This window comes from Leptospira haakeii (assembly GCF_002812045.1).
Taxonomy (GTDB): domain Bacteria; phylum Spirochaetota; class Leptospiria; order Leptospirales; family Leptospiraceae; genus Leptospira_B; species Leptospira_B haakeii.
This window is the reverse complement of sequence record NZ_NPEG01000002.1, coordinates 94,176-114,102: the sequence shown is the minus strand read 5'-3', so window position 1 is coordinate 114,102 and position 19,927 is coordinate 94,176. Positions and strand designations below refer to the sequence as shown.

Below are 19,927 nucleotides of genomic sequence, written 5' to 3'. Positions count from 1 at the left end.
TCTCAAATTAGAGGGAAAGATAGCCCCTTTCCAGAGCTTTTGCAATCTCAGGTCTGAAGTTTACGTTTGATGCGAAACTTTTGAAACCTTCTTCGCTGACTCCCGCTTTTTTGAGTCCTCTTCCGATGGAAACATAAGTGCTCTCTGAATTTTTCCAGTTGATTACTCCGTTTTTAGAAGCGAGTTCCGCCAGGTCAGATTCAAATTCAGAAGAACGAGTGGATCCAGTTTGTAAATAGAAAGCTGTTAAGTTTTCTACATCTCTTTTATACTCTTTCCTTTCTGCAGCCTTATCTGCGGAAGAAGAGGAAACGGAAGAAACTACGGAGACTACAGCATTAGAAATACTTTGTAGTGAGTCCGAAGATTTAGAAAGTGAATTTGATATGGAATCTATAAAACAATTTTGGGAGAGTAGGATACCGAATGTAAGTAAACCTGTTCCCAGAATTTTGTGAAAAAATTTCATTGATGTACCTCGCCTTTGATCTTCCTGATTTTGGAAGAAAGTTTCTGACACGTTCGCGCCTATTCTCTTCCTTATTTAAGGTTGAGTCAACTTTGTTTTCCGGAATATAGGACCACTGTGGACCAAGGTTCCATTTCAATTTTGAGAATTTTTTTACGAGAATCTATCTCTAAAGACTCTGGTTTTTTTCCTGTCCAATAATCTATAGAATTCTTTTTGTCCCAAGGGAAGAATAAAGAGAGTGACACCTCTTTTTTCTGGTCGCTTGGATTCCAAATCCCTAAATAACCGGAAGGATTGTATAGAGCGCTCGGGAAAAACTCAGTTCCGAGTCCCACAGGAAGAGGGGTTTTACCTCTACACTTGGATTGAAGTGTTAAACTTTTTTGTAATAATTCAAGTCGATCTTCATTTACCAGGGAAAGATCGTCTGAAACGAATAACATTCCTCCGGAAACAGACATGATACTCGCCATGATCTTTGTCTGGGCCTCAGTCATACTATTCTTCTTTTTACGAACTAACAAACAATCCGGATCATTCAGCCAAAGTGTTCTATGCATGGAGGCTCTGGTGATATCATTGATGAGCGCTCTTTCCGTGCAGAGCCCGTTTCTATCCTTGACCAAGATCCTGGATTTTTCTCTGTACCAGAAAGGTGCAACGTCACAGGAAATTCTCATCGCATCAAATAACCCGATAGAAGGAAGCATTGGTGCTCCACAACCTAAGATGAATATATCCTTTCCGACTACTTTTCGGATGAACTTAATGGCTTCCGCATAACGAGTATGAGGTGATAGGCTTCGGTCATAAGTCCAACCAGGCAATAATGCGGAATACAAGAAGTCCAGTTTTAGGTATTTGTATCCGTATTCTTTTACGATCGTTTTGAAAACTGTGGCTAAAAACTCTTTAGAAGCCGGGTGGGTCACATCCAAACTATAGGTATAATCCATTCCCCAATTCGGGTTCCAAAGTGCAGGCACCGGATTTCCATCTCTGTCTTTTAAAACCGCTTCCGGGAATTTTTGGAAAAATTTGGATTTTTTACGAACTAAAAAAGGAGCAAGCCAGATCCCAGGCATTAATTTTTCGGAACGGATTGCTTCCGCAAGTAAACCCATTCCGCCAGGAAAACGATCATTTGTTTCCAGCCAGTCTCCAATCTCTGCTTGGTAACCATCGTCAATTTGGAAAACTTTTAATCCTAGGTTTTTAGATCTGAGTTCTTTCAAATTTTGTAAAATGATCTTCTCAGAAATTTTGGTATAATAATGATACCAAGAACACCAGCCAGTTGGCACTTGTGTTTCCGGAAGTTTGACTTTTAGGTTTTTTGCGAGTTCAGCGAAATAATTTTTGATAAAAATCGCTTCGTCCCCTGTAAATTTAGAAACGCGGATCTGAGTGAGTGGTAGTTTATTTCCTTTAAAATCTTCGAAGCGGAAAAAATCATATACTACTCGAATATCTCCGCTGAAAAAATTCTCAGCGGTTTTTTTGGGGGAAGTTGAAGTTAGTATCTTAAACTTAACTCCTTCTTCTCCTTTGGAAATTGCTCCCGCAAAAAATTTAGAGTCTTCGTTTTTAGGTAAAAGTATAACGTAAGCCTCCGAGATCCAATTACCTTCTTCTCCTGCATGTTCCGAATAAACATTTTCTTGGGAGTATTGTAAAAAACCTAATTTAGGAGAAATATCCGCGTCTTCTAAATTTTCAGCAGCGGAGAGACTCCAGGACTGGTATCCGTGCCGGAAAATTTTGCCTTCTTTGATCCCATGAGAAGGAAGTTCCCATTCGAAGGTCAGTAGTTCTAAACCTGCTGGAGGTCTTCTTTCTGCTATCCATTCTAAAACGGGAGCATATGTGGATTTACCCTGAGATTTTACTAATTTAAAGGAAAACTTATAATTCCCGCAATCGCTCTTGGTCTCGGCTCTTCCTGCCGGGAATTCAAACTGAGACTTTTGTTCTTCTTCATAGATACGGGTTCGCAAAACTGCTTTCATTCTAGGACGATGGTTTACTGATTCGAAAGATAGAAAAGGAAAAAAACCGGTGGAGAGGCCGGACTTTTCTTGCGGACCTGAGATCCTATTCGATTATTTTGGCTTTATGGCATCTAACCGCGCGAACAATAAACCGGATCTGTTTCCGGGAGATCTTTCCGAAGAGAGATTTAAAGAATATTTAGAAGACGATCATTTGGCAGTGGATTGCGAAATGATGGGTTTAAATCCTCGAAGAGATCGTCTTTGCGTGGTCCAAATCTGTGATTCCAAAAATAGGGTGAGCCTGGTGCAAATTCTGCCTAACCAGACAGAGGCTCCTTTGCTCAAAAAATTATTCGAAAATCCGGATATAATCAAAGTATTCCATTTTGCTAGAATGGATACTCTATTCTTAAGATACAGACTTGGGATTTTGACCAAGGGAGTTTTTTGTACTAAGATCGGATCCAAACTTGCCCGCACTTATACAGACAGACATGGTCTGAAAGATATTATCAGAGAATTTTTTGATGAGACTCTGGATAAAAAAAATCAGTCTTCCGATTGGGGAGCTCAAAGTTTAACTAAGGATCAGATTGAATATGCATCCGGAGATGTTTTATTCCTGATCTCTCTTTCCCAAAAACTCACTCAAATATTGATTAGAGAAGGGAGATATGAACTCGCACAAGAAGCATTCCAATGCCTTCCAGTATTTAATCAGATTGATTGGCTCCAAATGGAGAATTTATTCGAACATTGAAAAAGAAAATTTCCAAAACCTTTCTTTGCCAGTCCTGCGGACAGGAGTTTTCTCGTTGGGCAGGTAAATGTGAATCCTGCGGGAAATGGAATACGATCGTGGAGGAGTCGGGAGGGGATCGTTTTTCTTCTACCCCCAGTTATAAAAAATCTGCGGTATATAAGGAACCTGTTCCTATCGATTCTATTCCTTCTGACGATACAAAACGTCTGAGTTCAGGTCTTTCTGAATTGGATTTGGTTTTAGGCGGAGGACTAGTTCCTGGAAGTTTAATTTTAGTAGGTGGAGAACCTGGGGTAGGCAAGTCCACACTCATCCTAGAGATCAGCAGAAGTATGATCTCTCAAGGTAGAAAAATATTATATATATCTGGCGAGGAATCTGCGGCTCAAGTTGGACTCAGAGCGGCACGGATGAATGTTCTATCAGAGAACCTTCTTCTATCCTCCGAAACATATGCGGAGAATATTTCCGCGATGGTCGAGGATGTGGAGCCTGATCTGGTATTTGTAGATTCAATCCAAACTCTTACAAGAGAAGCACTTCCCAACCAAGCCGGAACAGTTACTCAACTGAGAGAATGTACACAAGTACTTTTGGAAACCGCAAAGCGCACCGGCATTCCGATCATAATGACGGGTCATATCACTAAGGACGGAGCCATCGCGGGTCCTAAGGTATTGGAACATTTAGTCGATACGGTATTGTACTTTGAAGGGGACAAACTGAATTATTTCAGACTTCTTCGCGCCGTAAAAAACAGATTCGGTGCAGTAGGAGACCTTGCAGTTTTCGAAATGTTGGAATCCGGATTAAAAGAAGTAAAAGACAGACAAAGAGTATTTATCAGCTCTCTTACGGAGGGAAAAAGTGGTTCGGTCATCAGTTCCGTGGTAGAAGGAAGCCGCGCTTTGAGTGTGGAAGTCCAAGCCTTGGTAAGTAGAACCAATTATTCCCAGGCAAGAAGAATGGCAGAAGGTCCAGACACTCGCAGGCTCATTTTACTCGCAGCGGTCATCGAAAAATATTTGGGACATACATTATCAGAATGTGATATATTCGGAAACCTGGCAGGAGGGTTACAGGTGGATGAACCTGCACTCGATCTTGCGATCTGTGCTTCTATACTTTCCAGTTATACGGAAAGGCCGGTCCAATCGGGATTTGCGGTTATTGGAGAAGTTGGATTATCAGGAGAAGTTCGTTCCGTGGGACAGGTCTCCCTTCGATTGAAAGAGCTGAAAGGTGTAGGGATCGAAACGGTATTTCTTCCTAAGGGGAATCTGGCAGAGCTAGAAAAAATCCCTGGAATGGAGATTGTAGGGATCAGCGCTCTAAGAGAATTAGAAGGCCTATTTAAGTGAGACCCCGGATCTTAAATAATCCGTTCGCGCATATTCGTTATATTATAAAATTATTATATACCATTTCTCTACTTCTTGTCTTTTTGTTTGTGGTTCCGGCGTTTTCTCAAGAAATAGACCCATTACTGCGCCAGCCTTGGTTTCCCGACCAAGAAAAAAAAGAAGAATTGCTTTATAATAGGCTCCAAACCGCCTTTCGTCTAAGTGCTCATTATGTTTGGAAGACTGACTCCAGATCTCGCAATTATCGTTTTTACAAAGACGGAAAAGTGGAGATGATCCTGGATCGGAATTACAAAGAAGTATTTCCGAACAGACAAGAATTGGATCTACATTATAGCGAAGCGGAAAGTTTGCAAAAACATGCAAATCCATATTCTGCAATCCGGCTCTTGAAAGGTTCCATGTATTGTTACAGGTTGAGATACGGAAAGTTAGTGCCGGAAGGTTACGAAAAAACGGCAAAACTTCTGGGGAAGCTTTTAGACCTATATGCGCATAAAGAAAAAGAACTACAAAGGCTCACTGATCCATTCGGTTGTTGGACTCCGGAAGTTTTAAAGATCAGAAGTTCTGACTTCGCATATTCATTCGATCTTCCTCCCGATCTTACTTATCTATTCCCGGACGAGGACAGGGAGTTTTCCGGAGAAGATTCGGATTATCTCTGGCAGGTGCATAGATTCTACCAAAACTTTCCGGTGGAAGGAGGACCTTCTACTTGGGAAAAGGAATATAGAAGGAATAGTGAAGGGATCTTATTCTTCCGACCGGATCGGATCGTATTCACTGTCGGAACAACACTTCATTTTCATCCTTCTATCTTTAACGCACAAAACTACTATCTGATTTGGGATTCGCTTAGAGGTATCAATTCCAGGACAATGAGAGAATGGAATTATCTTCGTAAAAAAGAAGGGGATCTATATAGAACGAGTTTCGATTTTGTAGGAGAAGATGGTCGCAAGAGCCAGATCATCGTTTTGGAAAAATTCTATTTAAGAGGGACCAGGGGAATACTATTCTCTTTGGCTTATCCGAGCAAATTAGAGACCCTAGGCACAAAAATCTGGAGTGGATTTTCTTCCTCTGTCGTCGTAGAATAAGAGGAGATGTTTGCCTTAGTCAAAAACTGGGAAAACCAAAAACCTAAAAAACCGGAACCTCCTTGGAGATTACTTGGCTTGGGCCTTCTGTTTGTAAACGGAATGGCCGCACTCTTCTTGCCGATAGGTCTTTTCGGTACATTGATCTCTACGATCGCCTGCCTTGGTTTTTTATTTCTTCCTATGTTCTTTATGACCCTAAGGCTGACCAAGTTTTACGGAAATAGTATATTCTTCGCTTTGTTCCTGGGTTTTATCTCTGCACCTGTTTCTGCACTCTATCTTAGCCATGCATTCGGCTTCTTTTTGGGATTAAAATCACCGGAACAAACCATCTTCCAAAAAGAAACTGGCGTTTCCAATTCTCATATCTATAGATTCACAGATTCCAAGTTTTTATATAAATACCAGGTAACTAAGACTACCCCAGGTTCCATTAAGAAAACATTGTATTTCCATGTGGCGCCTTGGGTTTCATCCGATTGGAAAGAAGGTGACGAGGTCTTAACCTGGGCGGTCTGCCCGCAATTCTCCGAAAAAGTGTGCGATTGGGAGAAACAGAACGCGAGAGTAGGGCAGTCTCTGTCCCATTCCAATATCGCAGGGTTGAACTCGTATTATGCGGAAGCTGTTCTGGAAGCTTGCAAAAAGTTTGGTTTTGATCTTCCCAAAAATCCAAGGATACTCCTACCCATCTCTAATCCGGAAGAAGTTTTATTCAATATGGGAGTCTTGGGACTTGCGGGACTTCTCGCCTTAAACTATATCTGGATCATTGGGATCCTTGTTTGGAATAAGAGACGCGGAGTTTGAAATTTGATAGGAGACACAAAGGTATTTTTCACACAAAGGCACAAAGCCACGGAGAAGAAGTGTTTAGATTTTGGTAAAAAACCGTGCGATATAACCCTTTGTGTTCTCTGTGTGAAGCAAACTTATGTCTCATAGACTCCGCCAGGTTGAATTATGAGGTAGAGGAGTTCCTTCCACCCAGGTCCTGGCTTTGTCGGTCCGGAGATCCGATTTTTTCGATTTTTTCTTCTGAACCGCAAAAAACTTTTTACTTGGCTAATTTTGGAACTTAGGCTACCGATATTTATACACAGAGACGGGAAGGAGAAATCTATTTGGACCCCGAAATCCTAACGGAGAAGGTCGCCACCCAGAACAAAAAGTTTCTGGTAGATCTAAAACGGAATGAGAACGGATACTATTTAAAAGTTTCCGAATGGTCCAATAGCAAAAAATCTTCCATATTCATTCCGGCAGAAGGTGTCGGAAAGATGATCGAGGTATTACGTAAGTTCCAAGACCTGATTCAGGATGGAGATATTACGGACATCCCTCCCTCTCAGAATTAGATTGGATTGCACTAAATCTTTAGGAGATGTTCTCATGGGGAAAAAGACGTACTTATTAGCTAGCGTTCTCTTTTTCTTGGCGATTACCGGGACTTCCGGTCAGCAGCCAGCGGGAGGGAACCAAGGCGGCCAAGGCGGCCAAGCACCGGATCCCCTCGAGAAAATTATACTCGAAAACTTCGAGGAGTCCGAAGACTGGAGAGCTAAGTCTACTACTCCCCTGGGAGAGACTAAAACTCTTAAGATGGTTCAAAGAGGTCTGATCCGTGACGTGTTCGATGAGAATACTGTTCCGGATAATGGTGGAGACCAATTAGAAAAGAACCATATCCTCGGGATCAAAACTCATTATACCGATAGAGGTTTTGACAGAGTAGAAGTTTTTCCTCCTCACGAATATATCGTAAAAGGAAAAGCTCGTCAGATCTCTATTTGGGCTCTGGGAAGAAAATTCCGCCATACTCTATTTGTTAAACTGAGAGACTATAGAGGAAAAACCCATAATATCAGAATGGGTCGCTTGGATTATTTCGGTTGGAGAAAGTTAACTGCAACTGTTCCAGGCTTTGTTCCTCAAAGTACCAGATTTGCATTATTGGACAAGAACCTAAGATTCGTTTCCATTTTCGTGACCTCGGATGTTCATGAAGTGGGCGGAAGCTTCTACTTTTATGTAGATGATTTAGAAGTTCGTGCCGATAAATCTGATACGAAGTATCCTGGTTCTGAAATTAAGGACAATTGGTGATATTACTCCGGTAGGACACGTATGAAAAACCTCAGCAAAAAAACTAAAATCACCGCGGCAGTAGTAGTAGGTATTTCTTCCATCCTTCTTCTCGGGACCGTGAGCGCGCAATTTATCAAAAAGAAAAAAGGTGGGATCGAATCTCCTACCGGTATCGACGTAAGTGGAATGGAGTTACGCTCCATCACTGTAGAATCTTGGGATAATCCTCCTGGTGCTGCACCTTACGGTTGGGAAGTGGCGACAGATAAGGACACCATTGTTCCTCAAGGACAACAAGGTCAGTATCAACCTACCGCTTCTAACGCGCAGGCATTGAGAGAAGTTAAACTTCTTCCTGGAAAACCTGGAGACATCAAGAACGTAGATGCCGGAACTGGAAAGGTTTTGGGAATTAAATTCGCATTTACTTTCCCGGGAGATAATTCCGTAAGTATTCGTCCTCCTCGCACTCCTGAATACGAGATCACTCGTAAAATGGCTTACCTGGACGCGAATAATAAAAGAAAAGAATTCAAGATCTATGGTGTTGAATTCCCAGGGATCGTAAAAGCGGTTTCTGTTTGGGTTTGCGGTCGTGGTAACGAGTATAACCTAGAAGGTTGGTTAGAAGATTGGAAAGGTGACTCTCATATCTTCCAATTCGGAGATCTGGACTTTATCGGTTGGAGACCTCTTACTTTTGAAATTCCTCCGGGAGTTCCTCAAGACGTAAACTCTTTCCCACAAGTGAAGACACTTGTATTCAAACAATTTAAAATTCGCTCTCGTAACGATACGAGTGGAGAAACTGTTTACCTCTTCTTTGATGAGCTAAGAGTTCTTTCAGACGTATTCGAAGTTCACTTCGACGGAGCATCTATCGACTTCGATGCGGATGATTGCCGCTCTAAACGTAAGTTGGATAAGATGTTGAAAGTGAAAGCTGAGAAAGAATGTGAAGGTGGTGGAAACGGCAAGTAAGCCTTTCCTCACAATCCGACTCTAACGAAACGCGGGAACTTTCCCGCGTTTTTTGTTTTTGGGAGACACAGAGATTTTCTCATACAGAGCCACCGAGTCACGGAGGGGGCGAGTATCTGTGAGGACTTCCTATAAAACTTAAAAACTTCTCTCCGTGTCTTTGTGCGAAAAAGACCTTAGCGTCTCCTTCTATCTTCGCGACTTAGCGTGAAAAATCCTACTTTTTCTACTGATTTTATACCTAAGTGACAGGGAAATGCACTCTGAGGCGCGTTCCCTCAAATTCTAGTTTACGGATAAGCCTAAGCTGCTATAATTGATCTGAAAGGGCTCTTAAGAGACAAAAAAACCGCCCATCCGAACCTATTTTTGAATGCCGACCCCGTCGGCGGAGTAATTCCTATGTCTAACGAAACTGCGACAACCGCGGAAACTAAGCCTGCCAGCGAACTGGACAAGCTGACTTCTCTTTTCAACGAGGAGATTTATGTACGCTCGGACGCAAATTCCATTCCAGCATCTAAATTTAAAATTTACGACGATCTTATAGAATCCTTTCAATCATCCGGACTTATAGATTCAGCTAAAACTAAATTAGAAGAACATCTTGCTGATCATCCTGAAAGTATTTCTGCAAGATACATGCTTGGATTACTCGGATTACAAAAAGGAAGTATAGACGCTGCTTCTTATTTTAAGACTCTACTGGATTCTTTCAAACAAGCTAGCAAATGGGTCATCATTGAACATATCACTGATAATATTCTAAAATTCGGGGAGGACCGTTACGCTCTTCGTTTTAAGGCAGAAGCTCTTGAAAAATTAAAAAAGAATAAAGAGCTGAAACCAATCCTGGAAAAACTTGCAAAACAAGATCGCAAGAACCCCGAGATCGCTAAAAAATACGCATTAGCAATTCTTGATGAAAACAAAGAGAAAGCGGTCGCTTATTTAAAACAAGCGATTGAAACCTTTGCAAAAACAAAAGATTACCTACAATTCGAAGAGATTTGGCCTATTTTCGTAACCAATAGTTATGACGATATCCAATTCGTAGAAAAGATAGAACGTATCCTTTTAGGCCACCGCGAAAAGACCCGTCTTGCAGGTTATCTTTATCCGTTAGTTGATCCATTCAAGATTACGGAAGATTGGGATAGAGTGATCTATCTTTTGAAAAAAATCCTGGATCATGAACCTGTTTCCAACAAAGCAAGAAACGAACTAATCAGAGTTTATAAACTGAAATATGCCAACCACAGCTTGTTGGAAGACTTCTTGAAAATGTCCGAGTTAGGAAATAACAGAAAACCTGTTAAGGTTTGTATTTCCAACTTCGAAAGAAACATCGTATTCGATACCGGTAACTACGTTCTTCACAGGAACTGGGGAGTAGGTAAGATCGTTTCGATTTCGCCTAACGGAGATTCTATCTTCGTAGACTTTAAAGATAAGAAGAATCATAAACTTTCTATCCAAATGGCGATCACCAGCTTGAAACCTTTGAAAGGAGATCATATCTGGGTAAGATTCTATGAAGACAAGGCTTCCGTTGTTTCCCTTTTTGAGAGCGATGTTCCCGGCTTCTTTAAAGAATTATTAACTTCTTTCGAAAACCATATGTTGGTTGCAGAAATGAAAGCAGAGATCGCAGGAAAATTTATCCCTGTAGTCGATTGGTCTAAATGGTGGAACAAAGCTAAGAATGTTATCAAAAAAGAAGATAACCTTGGCTTTAACCCTAAGAAAAAAGACGAACTTTGGTATAGAGAAAAACCGATCACTTACGCGGAAGAATTGACTGAAAAATTCAACGCGAACGCGGATCCTGCTAAACGTTTGGACATCGCGATCGAAGCGCTTCGCAACAAAGAAGAAGCTGAGTCAGCGATTGATACCTTCGCTCATCATTATTTCGAAGAAGAACAAACTCACGATTCATTCCGTAAGATAGTTGCGTATCTGTATCTGGATGAAGTCGCTTCTACCATGGAAGGAGAAGATGGAAGTCCTTATGATTTCCAAAGATACCAAAAATTGGATGATGTTTCCAAGATCGTTAAGTCTCTAAAAAGAGAAGAGGTCCTGGAATATTCTTCTAAGATCAGCAACTTGGATATCAAAAAGTCTTTCGTTGACTTAGTGAAAAAATCTCATTCTGATTGGGTCAATATCCTGGTTGGACTTCTTTTCGAAGTTCCGGTTAAGAACAACAAATACGTTGTTTCTGTTCTGGAAGCTGACGGAAAATTCGCTGAACTAAACTTATTCATCGAAACCTCATCCAGTCGTGCGAAAGAAAATCCTGAAGTATTCCTTTGGGTGGCAAAATCTATCCTTCTCAAAACTTGGGAAGAAGAATGGATGAACGTTTCCAGACAGGATCTAATCCTAAGAGTTCTTCGTTTATTAAAACCTTTGAACAAGATCGAGGAAAAAGGAACTAAGCTTAAGAACACCTGCCAAGAGATCCTATTCGGAAACGATGCAGTAGTGATCAGCGAGGCTATCCAAAACGGAGACTCTGAATATATCCGCAAAGTTTATGCTCTTTATAGAGAAGTTCCTTATATCGAAGAGACTGAAAAAGACAAATTGATGTCTCTTATCAGAGCTCTGAAACCTGATTTGATCTGGGAAGAAGAGGATGATGATGAAGAGGAAGAGGATGTTCTGGCGAGAATCCCAGAAAATGCAGTTCTTGTTACTCGTCGTGCTCTAAACGCTAAAAAAGCTGAGTTCGATCATTTAGTGAACGTTGAGATGCCTGAAAACTCCAGAGATATCGGAGAGGCTCAGGAAAGAGGGGACTTAAGAGAGAACGCGGAATACAAAGCCGCTATGGAAAAACAAGTCCAGCTCCAAGCTCAGATCAAAAAACTGGAAGCAGAACTTAAGGCTGCTATCGTTTTAGATCTTTCCAACGTGAAAACGGATCGTATCAACATCGGAACCACTGTAAAACTCAAAAACGAGTCCAGTGGAGAAGACCAAACTTATTCAATCTTGGGAGCATGGGACGCGGATACTGAGAAGAATATTATTTCTTACCAGTCACCGCTTGCTAAGTCTCTTTTAGGTAAAAAAGTAGGAGATAACGCTTCCTTAAATCTTGGTGGAGCAGAAACCAAGTTTAAGGTCCTGCAAATCAGCAGATACTCTCTCCAAAACCAAGACTAAGAAAAAAGCCAATCCGGTTTTCTAAAAGATCCCTGCGGTGTTTGCATCGTGGGGATTTTTTATTTGTAGGGAAGGTTTCGCGCGGGAGCACACAGAGAGAGCACTAAGGGGTTTGGGAGTTATTATCTCTGTGATCTTCGTGAACTCTGTGCGAACTTAAAATTTCGAAAAGCTTATCTAATTTCTATATCCGAAATTAGAACTCCAGTAATTTGGCCGTCGCTTAAGATATGATTTGTTGTGGCCTGAATTTGTTCTCTCAAGTCGATTTGGGATTGAATACTTTGAAATTCCTCCGAGACTTTAGAGGCTCCTATCATATTCACTAATGAACGGATCTGGGTCGTCCTGACTATTAATTCTTTTTCTAATTTAGGTTGGTTAGGTTCGTAAGAAAATGCCAATTTGAATTTTACGGATTTTGAATCTTTGGTGTTAATTCCAAAGGGATCGCTAAATTTAAAATAGACCTGATCTTTTAAGTTTGGACTGAGATCTTGTTTGTATTGTTTGGCCGCGAAATAGGACGCTATGTAATAGACACCGGGAGAAAAACAGATCAACCCTAAGAACAATACGATTGGAATGCCGATGAGGATAATTGCGATTTTGAGTTTTCGATCCATAAAAATCTCCGCGATTCTAGTAATAAAAAATATAACTCTGTGACCTTCGTGAACTCTGTGCGAAACGAGCTCCAAGTCTCTAAAATTAAAACCGCACTAGATCAGTAAACCAATCGGAAGAATTTCCTGCTCTGTCTTTGATTCGGATCTGAAGTAACATATATTTTTTCCAAGCGGAGAAAGTTTTAGGGAATTTGACGATCAGCATCTTGCGGTCCGCGTCAAATTCGCTAGGATATACTTCTCCTTCTAATAAAACCTCTGCTCCGCCGGCGTAACCGGAACCTGTGTCGGAAACGGAATATAATCTTTCCTCAATTCCTTCTTCTTCCTGGCCTTTGATCCTTCTATGTCTTGTGATCAGATATGGATAATTGACTGCCGGTTTCGCATCGTCGGTGAGAATTGCGAGCGCTCCTAGTTTAGTAAGTAAACCCAATTGACCTTTCTGTTTTAAAGCAGACCATTTTTTAGAAGCCTTATCGTAAATATAGATCCCGTCTTTTTTGCCGAGGGCCGCGCCTCTCCAAGTAAGTTCTGCTTCTCCCACCCAAGATAGATCGGAAGATTCCAATTCATAAATAGAACCTTTGGATTTGAGTCCTTCCGGAAGTTTAAGATCTTCTTCCAGTTTTTCCAATTTTTTAAAAAGTAATGAGCCTTGGCCGTAAGTTGTTTTTGCGGGAGTTTTGATCTTCAAGACACCATCTGTGGAGGTGAATTCAGTTTTCGTAATAGATGATTTTTTTCCATTTACTGTCCCGACTTCTATTTCTAGGGGAAGAACAGAATGATTTCCTGCGTGATCGGATGCCTTGAGAACCAATTTGATCGTGCTTCCGGTTTCGAAATTTCTAAGATCTATACTCGGTCCTTTTGCAGGGAATAGGTTATAAACATAAACAGGAGGATTTAAAGAAGAACGATTCGAATCAAAAATATCATGATGGATCCTTGCTTCTTCGTAACTCATTCCTCTAAAGGATCTTTCATATAAAGCGATTTCGTCCTTATAAAGTCCTGCAAAGAATAAATTGTTTTTGTTCCTGGAAGTCATTTGGTCATAAGCACCCAACCTAAAACGAACCCCTCCCGCTAGGTTCAGTTTTTGGTTTCCTGGAAGTGTATATTTACCTTCTCCTTTTTTTTCCAAAGGTAATCTGGCTTGTACTCCGTCTTCGGAGTCCACATACAATAGCAAAAGTTCAGGAGAATATCTGTCTTTTCCTCTCAAAGGTAAATAGGGGAGAGGATTTAAGGTTCCATTAGGTAAATGTAATTCGAAGTGTAAATGACTTACCCCTGTCCCGGATTCTCCTAACCTTGCTATATTTTCTCCTTTGGGGAGATTATAAGAACCGGGAGAAAGTTTTACCTGAAATTCCCCGCCGCTAAGTAATGCCAAAGCTTCTCTCAGCAGATCTAAATCCTTTCTGAAACCTTTAAAATCCAGTAAGTGAGCAAACTTAGCCTTTAGATTAGAACCGGAGGATTTTAAAATTATATTGGAACCGTATCCCTTTGTGGATTGTCCGATCGATTCTATATATCCTTGGAAAGGAGAAATTGCAGCGATCCCGTTCGTATGGAATGTTTTAAAATCACAGCCCATATGAAGATGATGCACTCTATATTCTGCATAGGAACCCGAGATAGGAGTTTCCATCTCCATCGGAAAACCTAAATTACCGAGATCGGCCAAAACCTCAGGAGTGAGATCATCCCAAATATTTTTTTGAACGGCCGGATTTGTTTTTAGACTGGGAGAAACTGCGGATACTTTGGAACCGGTTTCGCCTGCCTTACCTTCTCCCCATGCAAGCATGAATACTAGAATTACGAGTCCGGATCGAAGAGGGATTTGCGGAAAAAGTTTCAGGAAATTTTTTCCCATTTGCGAATTCAGATCTGGTTCCTCAAAATTGTAAAGCCTGAAATCTATGAAATTTTCTTGCAGCCTCATACTTGGGGAAAAGCCTGATGTTATGAGGCTTCTTGTTCCGATTTTTCTGGTTTTTTGCCTAAGCCATTGCACCTATCTGACTCGGGAGCCCGGCAATCCTCCTAAAATCGACGGCATTCCTATCCCTGATTCCAGACGTACTGTGTATGTGCAGAATTTTCGGAACAATTCCTATGGGATCGCAATGCATACTACTCTTTCCGATTTGGTAAAACAAGAGATCAACTATAGAGGAAGATTTATCCAAACCAGGGAGAAGTCCCAAGCCGCATATCGTATCTATGGAGAGATCAGTCATTACCAACAGGTAGGAGCTCTTTTAGATCAGGGTGGCCAACAATTGAGCAAAGAAATGTTCGTTGTTTGTAAGGTAGAACTCCAGAAAGCTGGAGGCGAAAAAATTCCATTAGAAAGAACCGAGATCCCTGCAAGAATTATCTATTCTGACCAAGTTGGTTTTATGGAAACGGAGGGGCAGGCCCAGACCAGATTACTCAAAATTCTTGCGGTTCGTATCGCAGAAGAATTGGAAAGAGCCTGGTACTATTCTATAGCGGGCAAGATAGAAGGTGAGGAAGAGTAGTATTTCATTTCCTAAAAATGAAATTCCACTTGATAATTCTCATAACCGGATCTTAAATTGTGGAAAAGAATGTGAACGCTCAGATTCCTTGATTCGAAAGGAAAATTCTGCAAGTGAGTTCCATTCCTCCTGAAAAATGAATAAAGACCGAGAAACTGAAATTCTGAAAACCGTAGACGATTCCATCCGGATGGAGATGAAAACTTTTTCTGATTACTTACAGAAAAAGGGACTAAAGATCACCAACCAAAGGATGTTAGTCGCAGAACGTATTTTCTCCCTGCACAATCACTTTACCGCGGAAAGCCTTTTGGAAGAATTCAAGGACCAAAGGGATAAAATTTCCAAGGCCACGATTTACAGAATTCTATCCATCATGGTAGAAGCGAAATTATTGCAGGAGCATAATTTCGGCCAAGATTATAAGTATTACGAACATATTATAGGTCATACTCATCACGATCATATTATCTGTGGAGACTGCGGCAGGATCGTAGAATTCATGGATGAGAGGATCGAACAGTTGCAAGAGCAGGCTGCTGCAAGCAACGGATTTAAGATCACTGGTCATAGCTTGAATATTTACGGCACTTGTTTGGATCCGAATTGTCCGAACAAAAAATGATCTATAGATCCAGAGTTTCAGACCCAAATTCTTTCGCTCGGACCGGAACCTTATCTCTCAACGGAATAGAAATTCCAACACCTGTATTCATGCCTGTGGGCACAAGAGGTGCAATCAAGTCTTTGGACTCCGACGATATTGATGAGTTAGGTTATGAACTGATCTTAGGAAATACATATCATCTGTATCTTCGCCCAGGCACAGAGGTCCTGGAAAAATTCGGCGGACTCAAAAACTTCGTTTCTTACAAAAAAGCTCTACTCACAGACAGCGGTGGTTTTCAAGTTTTCAGCCTGAATTCTCTCGTGAAATTTAAGAAGGAAGGTGTGGAGTTCCGTTCTCATATCGACGGAAGTCCTCATTTTTTCACTCCGGAGAAAGTGATCGATATCCAAAGAGCGATCGGCTCAGACATCATGATGGTCCTGGATGATTGTCCTCCTGGAGATGGAACTGTTGCTCGGATCAAGGATGCTCTAGACAGGACTCATCGCTGGGCGGAAGAAGCCGTAAACTATTGGGCGAAAGACAAACGTAATCAATTTCTATTCGGGATTTTCCAAGGTGGGACCAATTTAGATCTGAGATTGGAGAGTTTGGACAAGATCCGCTCACTTCCTTTCTCCGGAATTGCGATTGGAGGTCTCTCTGTCGGAGAGCCGAGACCTGATTTTATTCGGACTATGGAAGGAATTTCCTCTTACACCGATCGGACTAGACCATTATATCTGATGGGAGTAGGAACTGTTCCGGATATTTTGGAAGGAGTTCGAAACGGAGTCGATATGTTTGATTGCGTTCTTCCCACCCGCAATGCTAGAAATGGGCAAGTGTTCACCTCTCAAGGAAAGGTGAATCTCAGAAATGAAAAATGGAAGTTTCGAGATGAGCCGATGGACCCGGAATGCGAATGTAAAGTGTGTAAAAGATACAGTATTGGGTATATCAGACACCTACATCACGTGAAAGAGCTAAGTGCATTTTCCTTGAGCACGTACCATAATTTGCATTTTATGAAAAAGTTCATGAAAGAACTTCGACATTCCATCGAAGTTGGAAATTTCAGCGAGTTTTTCGTTAAATGGAAAAATTTGTACGAAACACCGGAAATTTCTCGTTGACTATATAGAGAATGACCCCCCTATTGTAGGATGGTTCAAACAGATAAAGAAAGGAGTTGCTGATTTTTTATGGAAATCACCAGAAGGGAAAGCGGTAACATCGTAATTCTGGACATCAATGGGGAGATCGATTTATACAACGCCCCTGAGATTAAGGATGTGATCGCAAAGCTCATTGAAGAGCAGAAATACTATACTATTATCAATCTGGAAAAGGTCTCTTATATCGACTCATCCGGAATCGGTGCTTTGATTTCCAGCCTCTCTAACTTAAAAAAATACCAGGGTGGACTTAAGATTATCAATGTTGCGGGTTCCGTAAGAAAGGTATTTGAATTAACTAAATTAACGTCATTCTTCGAGATCTTTGATAACGAAGCTGATGCAGTCGCTGCCTTCAAATAAGTAAGGCACTTTTTTAACGATCCTCTGGCTGGTGCAAAACAAATGAAAACTTTTCGAGCTATATCGTTCCCATCATTGGTACTGGGAGTTTTAGGATTCCTAGTTGCCTGTGGGGCAGAACTACCCGTAAAAGAATTGGCGGAAGCAAAAACCGCTATCACTCGCGCTAAAGATGCAGGCGCGGAAAGATACGCTTCCGGAGAATTCGAGGAAGCTCGCAAAAGTCTTTTGACCGCTCATGAAAAGGCTTCTAACGAAGACTTGGGCGAGACCAAAAAAAGCGCTGAATACGCAAAAAGTAAAGCGTACGATGCATTAGAAAAATCTTATCCTCAATTGACCGAGGAGTCCAAAGCATCAGCTAGTACCGCTATTAACGAAGCGGACGAGGCCTATGCTTCTCAACTTGCTGCAGAACCTTATAATAATGCAGTAGAACTTAAGAAAGAAGGGGACACTCTAAGAGATAATGCGGATCGCACTTTGGAATCCTATCCTAAGGAATCTGGAGACGACGCTAAACTTAAGACTCGTCTTGCCGCTTTCGATCAGTACGAACAAAGTAATAAAAAATATCTGGAGTCCAAAAAGGCAGCAACTGATGCCAAGTCTTTGGCTCTTTCCCAAAAACAACAGTTGATCGATTCTCTTGCAGATATCGAAAAAAATCTGGATGATGCGGACAGATATGCAGGTGGCCAAGATCCTGAAGTAGCCCAAACAAGAGAACGTTTGAATGCAGCAAAAGGTAAGATTGACGAAGGAAAAATCAAAGAAGGTTATTCCGATATTGATGATATCCGCAAAAAATCAGCAGAACTCGTAGCAAAAAATATCCAAGCTTATGCACTTAAGAAGAAGGTAGAAGCAAAAGATTCTATCGGAAAAGCTAAGGATAAACTATCTGGAATCGATCAGTCCAAACTGAAATCCAGCAAAGATCTCCAAACTTCTTACCAAAGAGCTGACGAGAACTTAAAAGCGGCGGATGAGTCTTTAGCTTCCGCAGAAGAGTTATATTCTTCCGAAAAATATGAAGATTCTATCGGTAGATCTGAAGAAGCGATCAGACTTTCTCGCATCGTAGTAGATCAGTCTGATGATATCGCAGAAAGATTACGCACTGGATCTTCAGTCGCAGGTCGCAAAGGTGATGCAGGAGACTCTAGCTCCTCTTCCACAAGAAAAGGAGAAGATACAACTGCTTCTTCTTCCGGAGAACTTCCTGAAGGTTGGAAAAAATACGTAGTTCGTAAGAAAATTCCTGCAGATTGCCTCTGGAGAATTGCAGCTTACAAACAACATTACGGCACTTCTAAACTTTGGAAACGTATCTACGAAGCGAACCGCAGCAAGATCAGAAATGCAAACTTGATTTATCCAAAACAAGTGTTGTTAATTCCACCTGCTAAAGGATCCACTAAGTTTGATCCTAAAAAAGCTCCTAAGAAGCAGACTGGAAGTGACAAAGTAGAAGCATCTACTCCAGAGGAGAAGAAGGAAGAGACTACAACTCCTCCTGCTTCCACTTCTGAGCAAGAACCGGAAGAAGAAGAGCCTACTACTCCGGCACCTTCTACAGGAAATGAGCAACCTTCTGATTCTGGTGAACAGGAAAGCGACGAAGAAGCTCGTTGATTTAAGTCTAATATTTTAGCAACTCTAACAAATGTGAGGCTCGGATTTTTCCGGGCCTTTCTTTTTTATGAAGTATGAAAATCTAGAATTCCGCTTGATCCTCATTTATTATTCGAAACAGTTTTACTTAGCGGTGAATTCCAAGTGAAGAGGGCTTATACTAAGCCTATATCAGAGACGAGCGAGGCGGATTATTTTCCCCTAGCTAAAATGGCCTGGGACGAGGATTGTCCTGACCAAGATATAACGTCTGTTTCCTTATTCTCTCCAGATCAAAAAGCAATCGCATTCTTAAATGCAAGAGAAGAAGGTATTCTTTGTGGTAGCGGTGTCTCTCAAGTGCTTTCCAAACTTTCAGAAGGAGATCTGCAGTTTAACTTCTTCTTTAAAGATGGAGAAAAGTTCGTCAAAGGAGACAAGATCGCTGAGATACAAGGCAGCCTTCTCTCTATGTTACGAGTAGAAAGAATCCTTCTAAACTTCTTACAATATCTTTCCGGTATTTCTACTTCGACTAGAAAGATCGTGGATCAGTACGGGTCTAAGGGTATAATGATCCTGGATACCAGAAAGACCCTGCCAGGTTACAGGAAACTTGCAAAGTATGCTGTATATTGTGGAGGAGGTTCCAATCATAGATTGGATCTTTCTGAAATGGCAATGATCAAAGACAATCATTTGGCTTTATTCGGATCTGCAAAAATTCCAGTGGGAAAGATCAGATCCAATTTTCCCGGAAGAATGGTGGAATTAGAAATTGATTCTTTGGATCAACTGGAAGATGCACTCGAAGCGGAACCAGACGTTTTACTGTTAGATAATTTTAATATACCTGATACACGCAAAGCGTTCCAAAGGGTAAAAGAAAAAAATCCTAAAATCCTAATAGAATGTTCCGGAAGTATCACTCCGGAAAAATTAGAAGCATTGTCCGAATTTCCTGGGGTAGGAGTGAGCATGGGATACCTGACTCATACAACCAGATTTTTGGATCTCGGTTTGGATATAAGGACCTAAG

General features: G+C 41.2%; 18 protein-coding genes. 14 read left to right on the top strand and 4 right to left on the bottom strand.

Annotated elements, in window-relative coordinates:
- Nucleotides 1-7: 7 nt before the first annotated feature.
- Complete coding sequence (locus CH377_RS06055) at nucleotides 8-469, bottom strand: putative lipoprotein (RefSeq protein ID WP_100722912.1); 462 nt, start codon at nucleotides 467-469, stop codon at nucleotides 8-10.
- Nucleotides 470-555: 86 nt separating this feature from the next.
- Nucleotides 556-2,481 (bottom strand): glycoside hydrolase family 36 protein, encoded by a 1,926-nt coding sequence (locus CH377_RS06050; RefSeq protein WP_100722911.1) that lies wholly within the window; start codon nucleotides 2,479-2,481, stop codon nucleotides 556-558.
- Between the two features lie 106 nt (nucleotides 2,482-2,587).
- On the opposite strand from CH377_RS06050, the gene CH377_RS06045 reads away from it, so the two are divergent.
- From CH377_RS06045 to greA, 8 genes are all read left to right on the top strand, one after another.
- Nucleotides 2,588-3,226, top strand: coding sequence for a ribonuclease D (locus CH377_RS06045; RefSeq protein ID WP_100710526.1), 639 nt, complete (start codon nucleotides 2,588-2,590; stop codon nucleotides 3,224-3,226).
- Nucleotides 3,223-4,590, top strand: a complete 1,368-nt coding sequence (gene radA, locus CH377_RS06040) for a DNA repair protein RadA (protein ID WP_100722910.1) — start codon at nucleotides 3,223-3,225, stop codon at nucleotides 4,588-4,590. Before CH377_RS06045 ends, radA begins: the two co-directional genes overlap by 4 nt.
- Entirely contained in the window at nucleotides 4,587-5,696 is a 1,110-nt protein-coding gene (locus tag CH377_RS06035; RefSeq protein ID WP_100722909.1) for an LIC10775 family protein, read from the top strand. Before radA ends, CH377_RS06035 begins: the two co-directional genes overlap by 4 nt.
- A 6-nt stretch (nucleotides 5,697-5,702) precedes the next feature.
- Nucleotides 5,703-6,509, top strand: coding sequence for a hypothetical protein (locus CH377_RS06030; RefSeq protein WP_100722908.1), 807 nt, complete (start codon nucleotides 5,703-5,705; stop codon nucleotides 6,507-6,509).
- A 314-nt stretch (nucleotides 6,510-6,823) separates the two neighbouring features.
- A complete protein-coding gene (locus CH377_RS06025) occupies nucleotides 6,824-7,057 on the top strand; it encodes a DNA-binding protein (RefSeq protein WP_086446245.1) in 234 nt (77 codons plus the stop codon).
- Between the two features lie 34 nt (nucleotides 7,058-7,091).
- Complete coding sequence (gene flaA2 / locus CH377_RS06020; RefSeq protein WP_100722907.1) at nucleotides 7,092-7,805, top strand: flagellar filament outer layer protein FlaA2; 714 nt, start codon at nucleotides 7,092-7,094, stop codon at nucleotides 7,803-7,805.
- A 21-nt stretch (nucleotides 7,806-7,826) separates the two neighbouring features.
- Complete coding sequence (gene flaA1 / locus CH377_RS06015; protein ID WP_100722906.1) at nucleotides 7,827-8,768, top strand: flagellar filament outer layer protein FlaA1; 942 nt, start codon at nucleotides 7,827-7,829, stop codon at nucleotides 8,766-8,768.
- A gap of 402 nt (nucleotides 8,769-9,170) precedes the next feature.
- Nucleotides 9,171-11,948: a transcription elongation factor GreA gene (gene greA / locus CH377_RS06010; protein WP_100722905.1), complete on the top strand. Its 2,778-nt coding sequence runs from the start codon at nucleotides 9,171-9,173 to the stop codon at nucleotides 11,946-11,948.
- Between the two features lie 173 nt (nucleotides 11,949-12,121).
- Here the strand turns inward: greA and CH377_RS06005 are convergent, their stop codons facing one another.
- Both CH377_RS06005 and CH377_RS06000 read right to left on the bottom strand, forming a co-directional pair.
- Nucleotides 12,122-12,574, bottom strand: a complete 453-nt coding sequence (locus CH377_RS06005) for a flagellar basal body-associated FliL family protein (protein WP_100722904.1) — start codon at nucleotides 12,572-12,574, stop codon at nucleotides 12,122-12,124.
- 85 nt (nucleotides 12,575-12,659) lie between these two features.
- Nucleotides 12,660-14,468, bottom strand: a complete 1,809-nt coding sequence (locus CH377_RS06000; protein ID WP_100723224.1) for a M23 family metallopeptidase — start codon at nucleotides 14,466-14,468, stop codon at nucleotides 12,660-12,662.
- A gap of 91 nt (nucleotides 14,469-14,559) precedes the next feature.
- Between CH377_RS06000 and CH377_RS05995 the strand changes: the two genes are divergently transcribed.
- From CH377_RS05995 to nadC, 6 genes are all read left to right on the top strand, one after another.
- On the top strand, nucleotides 14,560-15,120 hold the full coding sequence (locus tag CH377_RS05995) for an LPS assembly lipoprotein LptE (RefSeq protein ID WP_100722903.1): 561 nt from the start codon (nucleotides 14,560-14,562) through the stop codon (nucleotides 15,118-15,120).
- Nucleotides 15,121-15,256: 136 nt separating this feature from the next.
- Nucleotides 15,257-15,745, top strand: coding sequence for a Fur family transcriptional regulator (locus tag CH377_RS05990; RefSeq protein ID WP_008595524.1), 489 nt, complete (start codon nucleotides 15,257-15,259; stop codon nucleotides 15,743-15,745).
- Complete coding sequence (gene tgt / locus CH377_RS05985; protein ID WP_165780506.1) at nucleotides 15,742-16,866, top strand: tRNA guanosine(34) transglycosylase Tgt; 1,125 nt, start codon at nucleotides 15,742-15,744, stop codon at nucleotides 16,864-16,866. Before CH377_RS05990 ends, tgt begins: the two co-directional genes overlap by 4 nt.
- Nucleotides 16,867-16,935: 69 nt before the next feature.
- Nucleotides 16,936-17,271 (top strand): STAS domain-containing protein, encoded by a 336-nt coding sequence (locus CH377_RS05980; RefSeq protein WP_008595243.1) that lies wholly within the window; start codon nucleotides 16,936-16,938, stop codon nucleotides 17,269-17,271.
- A gap of 42 nt (nucleotides 17,272-17,313) precedes the next feature.
- Nucleotides 17,314-18,909 carry a lipoprotein LipL71 gene (locus tag CH377_RS05975; RefSeq protein WP_100722901.1) on the top strand — a complete coding sequence of 532 codons (1,596 nt, stop codon included), beginning with the start codon at nucleotides 17,314-17,316 and terminating at the stop codon, nucleotides 18,907-18,909.
- A 144-nt stretch (nucleotides 18,910-19,053) separates the two neighbouring features.
- A complete protein-coding gene (gene nadC, locus CH377_RS05970) occupies nucleotides 19,054-19,926 on the top strand; it encodes a carboxylating nicotinate-nucleotide diphosphorylase (RefSeq protein ID WP_100722900.1) in 873 nt (290 codons plus the stop codon).
- Nucleotide 19,927: the final 1 nt, after the last annotated feature.

Bases quoted from the DNA above. Each gene is read 5' to 3' on its own strand.
- CH377_RS06055 (WP_100722912.1), bottom strand. From the start codon at position 469: ATGAAATTTTTTCACAAAATTCTGGGAACAGGTTTACTTACATTCGGT.
- CH377_RS06050 (WP_100722911.1), bottom strand. From the start codon at position 2,481: ATGAAAGCAGTTTTGCGAACCCGTATCTATGAAGAAGAACAAAAGTCT.
- CH377_RS06045 (WP_100710526.1), top strand. From the start codon at position 2,588: ATGGCATCTAACCGCGCGAACAATAAACCGGATCTGTTTCCGGGAGAT.
- CH377_RS06030 (WP_100722908.1), top strand. From the start codon at position 5,703: ATGTTTGCCTTAGTCAAAAACTGGGAAAACCAAAAACCTAAAAAACCG.
- flaA2 (WP_100722907.1), top strand. From the start codon at position 7,092: ATGGGGAAAAAGACGTACTTATTAGCTAGCGTTCTCTTTTTCTTGGCG.
- flaA1 (WP_100722906.1), top strand. From the start codon at position 7,827: ATGAAAAACCTCAGCAAAAAAACTAAAATCACCGCGGCAGTAGTAGTA.
- greA (WP_100722905.1), top strand. From the start codon at position 9,171: ATGTCTAACGAAACTGCGACAACCGCGGAAACTAAGCCTGCCAGCGAA.
- CH377_RS06005 (WP_100722904.1), bottom strand. From the start codon at position 12,574: ATGGATCGAAAACTCAAAATCGCAATTATCCTCATCGGCATTCCAATC.
- CH377_RS06000 (WP_100723224.1), bottom strand. From the start codon at position 14,468: ATGGGAAAAAATTTCCTGAAACTTTTTCCGCAAATCCCTCTTCGATCC.
- CH377_RS05995 (WP_100722903.1), top strand. From the start codon at position 14,560: ATGAGGCTTCTTGTTCCGATTTTTCTGGTTTTTTGCCTAAGCCATTGC.
- CH377_RS05990 (WP_008595524.1), top strand. From the start codon at position 15,257: ATGAATAAAGACCGAGAAACTGAAATTCTGAAAACCGTAGACGATTCC.
- tgt (WP_165780506.1), top strand. From the start codon at position 15,742: ATGATCTATAGATCCAGAGTTTCAGACCCAAATTCTTTCGCTCGGACC.
- CH377_RS05980 (WP_008595243.1), top strand. From the start codon at position 16,936: ATGGAAATCACCAGAAGGGAAAGCGGTAACATCGTAATTCTGGACATC.
- CH377_RS05975 (WP_100722901.1), top strand. From the start codon at position 17,314: ATGAAAACTTTTCGAGCTATATCGTTCCCATCATTGGTACTGGGAGTT.